At 62.6% G+C, this 4,774-nt stretch carries 5 protein-coding genes; 1 reads left to right on the forward strand and 4 read right to left on the reverse strand.

The window, feature by feature from the left end:
- The 4 genes from EOC06_RS32780 to EOC06_RS32795 form a co-directional block, all read right to left on the reverse strand.
- Positions 1–610: aspartate/glutamate racemase family protein (locus EOC06_RS32780; RefSeq protein WP_164898870.1), on the reverse strand; the 610-nt coding region annotated here is incomplete at its 3' end.
- Entirely contained in the window at positions 607–1,968 is a 1,362-nt protein-coding gene (locus EOC06_RS32785; RefSeq protein ID WP_128309743.1) for a dicarboxylate/amino acid:cation symporter, read from the reverse strand. The genes EOC06_RS32785 and EOC06_RS32780, both read right to left, overlap by 4 nt.
- 1 nt (position 1,969) lies before the next feature.
- The gene (locus tag EOC06_RS32790) at positions 1,970–2,680 is read right to left on the reverse strand and encodes an ABC transporter substrate-binding protein (protein WP_245470288.1); all 711 of its coding nucleotides are present in this window, start codon (positions 2,678–2,680) and stop codon (positions 1,970–1,972) included.
- A gap of 306 nt (positions 2,681–2,986) precedes the next feature.
- Positions 2,987–3,679, reverse strand: a complete 693-nt coding sequence (locus EOC06_RS32795) for an SDR family NAD(P)-dependent oxidoreductase (RefSeq protein WP_128309745.1) — start codon at positions 3,677–3,679, stop codon at positions 2,987–2,989.
- 369 nt (positions 3,680–4,048) lie between these two features.
- On the opposite strand from EOC06_RS32795, the gene EOC06_RS32800 reads away from it, so the two are divergent.
- A partial coding sequence (locus EOC06_RS32800; RefSeq protein WP_164898872.1) for an anhydro-N-acetylmuramic acid kinase occupies positions 4,049–4,774 on the forward strand: 726 nt, incomplete at its 3' end.

Raw genomic sequence — 4,774 nt, forward strand, 5'->3', positions numbered from 1 at the left:
GTTCGGTGCATCCGAGCAGGGCTGCATCGGCGCCGGCCGCTTGCGCGATGTCGAGCGCGCGCTCCGTTTCAACCGCCGCATCCGCGATCGAACCCGCCTTGACGAGGCTGATCGCGCTGTCGACGCAGGCCTGAAACTCGGTGTTCGCGGGAAGGCAGAGCTCAAATCCCGCTGCCGACATCCTGTCCTGATAGAAGCCGGAGACCAGCGTGCCTTGAGTGGCGAGAACAGCAACCCGGCCCCGGCCCAGGCTGCGACGCGTCTGCGTCACCACAGCATCTCCGATATGGATGATTTCCGCGCGCGAATTCGCCGCCAGTTGGCCGTACCAATGGTGGGCGGTGTTGCACGGCATCGCGATGCGGGCGACGCCGAGCGCATTGAGCGTCGCGACCGCGGCTTTCAAAGGCGCCAGCGGCCCGTCATGGCCGGCAAGGATCGCTTCGGTCCTGTCGGGCAGCTGCGGGACACTGAGGATCACGGCAGGCACATGTTCGTTGTCTCTGAGCGCCTGGGTCATCCGGGTCAGCTTGAAGTAGAAATCAGCCGAAGCAAGCGGCCCAAGACCGCCGATAATGCCGAGCTGGGGACGGATGCTGTCGTCGATCATCTGACAGGCTCGGCTTCGAGCTGGTCCGAGGCGGCGTCAGGCTGCGCCGTCTCCCTGTGGCTGGGAGCGATTATTGCCGTGCTCGCCGCGACGGTGCAAACGCTGGCCAGCGTCATGAACGTGTCGACGGCTGCATCCACCGCGACGAACAGGACGAACGCCGCCTCGAAGGGAAGCTTCAGGTAGCCGCAGACGATGGACATCTGGGACAGGATGAGCAGGCTGCCCATACCGCCGGTGGTGAGCGCGAGAAGCGCTGAGATGATGCCGACGAGCACGAGGTCCGAGACTGCAAGCTGGTGGCCGTAAAGCTGGGCGATGAACAGCGCACCCGAAGTGTAGAGCAGCGCCGGGCCTGTACGCAGCAATGCCGCCTGCAGCGGCACGAGCAGTTCGACCACCACCAGGCTGAACCGCAGGCGCTCGCTCAACAGGTTGATGACCCATGGCAGCGAAGCGACCGTAGAGCGTGTGGTGATGGCCACCATGAGAAGCGGCTGGCAGGTCTTGATCGTGGTCCAGTAGCTTCGTCGCGACCGGATGGCGATAATGGCAAAGGCCCCGGCAACGAATATGAGGCAGGAAAGACCCATAACCAGCAGGTAACCGCCCATCAGCGTGAGCGGCTTGGTTCCGGTCGACGCGGTCTGGTCCGCGATCAGGATGAAAGTTGCAAAGGGCAACCCCCAGATGAACCAGTTGGTGAGCACCGTGCAGGCCCGGTAGACCGCGTTGAGCGCCTGGGTCAGGCTCATGGACGTGGGCTGGGGAATCTTCCCCATCGCGAGCCCGAAAAGCAGGCAGAACAGCAAAACCTGGATGGTCTGGCCCGAGGCCAGCGCGTTGAAGACGTTGTTCGGCACCAGGTCGAGCAGGATCGAGTGCCCGCCATTGGGATCCCCATTGGAGGGCGGCGGCTGGAACGGGAAGGCGAGATCGGTGGACACGCTGCCTTGCGAATTGATGAACTCGCCAAGCTCGATGCGCGACTGCGGATTCTCGATCTGGCCCGGCTGCAGGATCAACGACAAGGTGCCGCTCACCAGCACGCTCAGGAACGACACGACCAGAACGGCCATACCCACCTTGCCGAGGTAGCGGACCGATTTGGGATCCTGGACCATTGCCGTGATGGAGAAGATGACCGACGACACCAAATAGGGCAGGACGACCATCTTGAGGAAATTCAGGTAGAGCTGTGCGACAGGGCTGATCGCATGGGCAAAGTCTGGATAGTAGAGGCCGCACAGTATCCCTGCAGCAATCATCGCAATCGTCGTCACCGGAGATCGCAGGATACGCCTTGCCGCGAGGCGCCAGTCGAAAGGCAGGGGTCCGGCTACCTCGGAGATGGCCATGTCAGGCTTTGCTCCCCAGGCGATAGCGGGCGATGATCTCATCCGTGTTGAGAATCTGCTGGCCCCGCGCGAGATCGAGATAGAGATCGACAAAGGCCGCGAGGTGCGGATTGTCGGGCCGCACGCCGACTGCGATCGTATCGACCTTGTCGGTCAGCGTGATCGAGCGCGCGACGACCGTCATCGACGGATCGTCGACCATCAGCTTCTTGATCTCGAAATCATCGCGATAGGCCATGTCGATCGTCCCGTTTCGGATCGCATCGATGATCAGGTCCCAGCTTGCCAGGCGGTGGATTTGCGCATGCGGGAAGGTCGTGGCCGCATAGGTGGCGAATGAAGAGCCCTCGATCACGCCAAGATCGCCTGAGAAATCACGGACGATCTGTTCGGCCGGTTTGCCTTGCGCGATACGCGCCAGGTTGAGGCGGTTGGCGATCAGCCCTTGTCGCAGCATGGCGTAGGGGCGGGAATATATGATCGACCGGCCGCGCTGAAGCGTCCGGCTGAGCTTGCCAATCGCCATGTCGGCCTGTCCGGAACTGACCTGTTTGACAATATCGTCGAACGTTGCGGCGGATCGGTCGAACACCGGCTCGACGCCAAGCGCCGCGGCGATGCCGTGGGCCAACTCCATGTCTATGCCATCGTCCCCCGATCCGTCGGCCGGAAAGAACGGATTGGAAGCGAAGGCCGGCATTGCGATGCGCAATGCATCGCCGCTCGCGATAGGTTGAGGCGCCTGCTGTCCCGGAGTGCTGGCTGCGCGGGCTTGTGAAATCAGCAACCCTCCGCTCCCGGCCGCAAGCAGTGTACGACGTGTAACCGACATGCGCGTTCTCAATTAACCCGGGAAAGCTGCAACATGCACAACCCGCGTTAAACAAACGTATATATTACACTGAGCCTTTTTATGTATTGGATAAGCAGCTTAGCGCCACAAAATATCAGCATTGCCTAATATATTAGGAAAAGCGGAAGGATCGCGTTGCTTCCCGCCGGGCGATCGTCTGGATTGTCAAAACGTCTCGACCCATGGCCGTAACTCAAGCTCCGAGCTCCAGGCGCTGCGATGCTGGCGATGGGTTGTGAGATAGGCCTCGGCGATGGCATCCGGCGACAGGCGGCGGTCCTGTAGGTCGGGATCCACTGCCTGTCCGGGCGGCGCGATCTGGCCGTCGATAATGAAATGGACGACGTGGATGTTCTGCGGGGCGAGTTCGCGGGCCATGGACTGCGCCAGGCCGCGCAGGCCGAATTTCGGCATGGCAAAGCCGGCCGAGCCGGGAAAGCCCTTCACACTGGCGGTGGCGCCGGTGAACAGGATCGAACCGGATCCCCGGACAAGCAGCCGGCGCGCCGCCTGCTGGCCGACCAGGAAGCCGCCATAGGCGCCGACCAGCAATGCCTGTTTGACCGCTTCCGCATCGAGCTCGGCGATCGGGCCGCGGGTGCGTGCGCTGGCGTTGAACACCACGAGCGCCAGCGTGCCGGCCTTGTCGGCGGTGTCGAACAGCCTGGCGACGGACGCAGCGTCGGCGACATCCGTCTCAACGGCCAGAGCACCGGTTTCGTCGATCAGAGCGCTGAGCTTCTCGACGTTGCGGGCGGCCAGAACCACGCGAAAGCCTTCGCGGGTGAGAAGGCGCGCAAGCGAGGCGCTCAGACCAGCGCCCGCGCCTGCAATAACGGCCACATCGGATGAGGTCATGATTTTCTCTCCCTTGCGGATTTCGGCGGAAGCGTTCGCCAGATCAGACAAGGTCGCGCCTTCGGGGCTGACAGGCAAGATGTGGCATCTCGGTGGCTGTTGAACCAGACGGGCTGCAGAACCGACGTTGCGCGGTCCAACATCGCCTGTGGCGCTACGAAAGCCGCTCGGCTTTCAGCACCGAGACCGCCATTTCGAAAGGGCAAGTCTTGGACCTTACCCGCCAACCGGATTCATCCGACCAACATTTTGACCGTAGAATCGTTAGGCTTCGTAGAGCTGTCGGCGATCTCATCAATGGGGACTGGAGCATGGTCCCGAAAAGTGGGAAACGGTTTCGGAAAGATTATGCTCAACAAGGAAACGATTATGGAACCAATCTGGGCCGTCGGCCTGATGACCGGCACGGTGCTGGACGGCAACATCGACGTCGCGCTGATCAAGACCGACGGCGAACGTATCGAGGATTTCGGCACCTACCGGCTGATGCCCTATCCTCCGTCGATCCGCTCCCTGCTGGAAGAGACGCTGACGGAGGCGCGGGCGTGGAACTTTGACGGGCCGGAGCCGGCGATCTTCCGCACCGCGGAGGAAGCCCTGACGCGTGCCCAGTCAGCAGCCGTCAAGGAATTGGTCGAAGGCTATGGCATGACGATGGCCGATATCGGCGTCGTCGGTTTTCACGGCCAGACCGTTCTGCATCGCGCGCCGCAGGTTGGACGGCTGGGCCAGACAAGGCAACTCGGCGATGGTGAGCTGATGCATGCCATATTGGGTACCAAGGTCGCTTACGATTTCCGCTCGGCCGACATGCGCGCCGGGGGGCAAGGCGCGCCGCTGGCCGCGGTCTATCACACGGCGTTGATGCGCGGCGCCGGCGCCAATGGCGAGGTGGCCGTACTCAATCTCGGCGGCGTCGCCAACATCACCTGGTGGGATGGCGCCGACAATGTCGTTGCCTTCGACACCGGCCCCGCCAACGCGCCGCTGAACGATTTCATCAAGTCGAAGGGGCTCGGCGAGATGGACCGCGACGGCGCGCTCGGCGGTGCGGGCAAGGTGGACGAGGCGCGGCTGGCCAAGCTGCTGCAGCAC

This window comes from Mesorhizobium sp. M7A.F.Ca.MR.362.00.0.0, assembly GCF_004023175.1.
GTDB lineage: Bacteria > Pseudomonadota > Alphaproteobacteria > Rhizobiales > Rhizobiaceae > Mesorhizobium.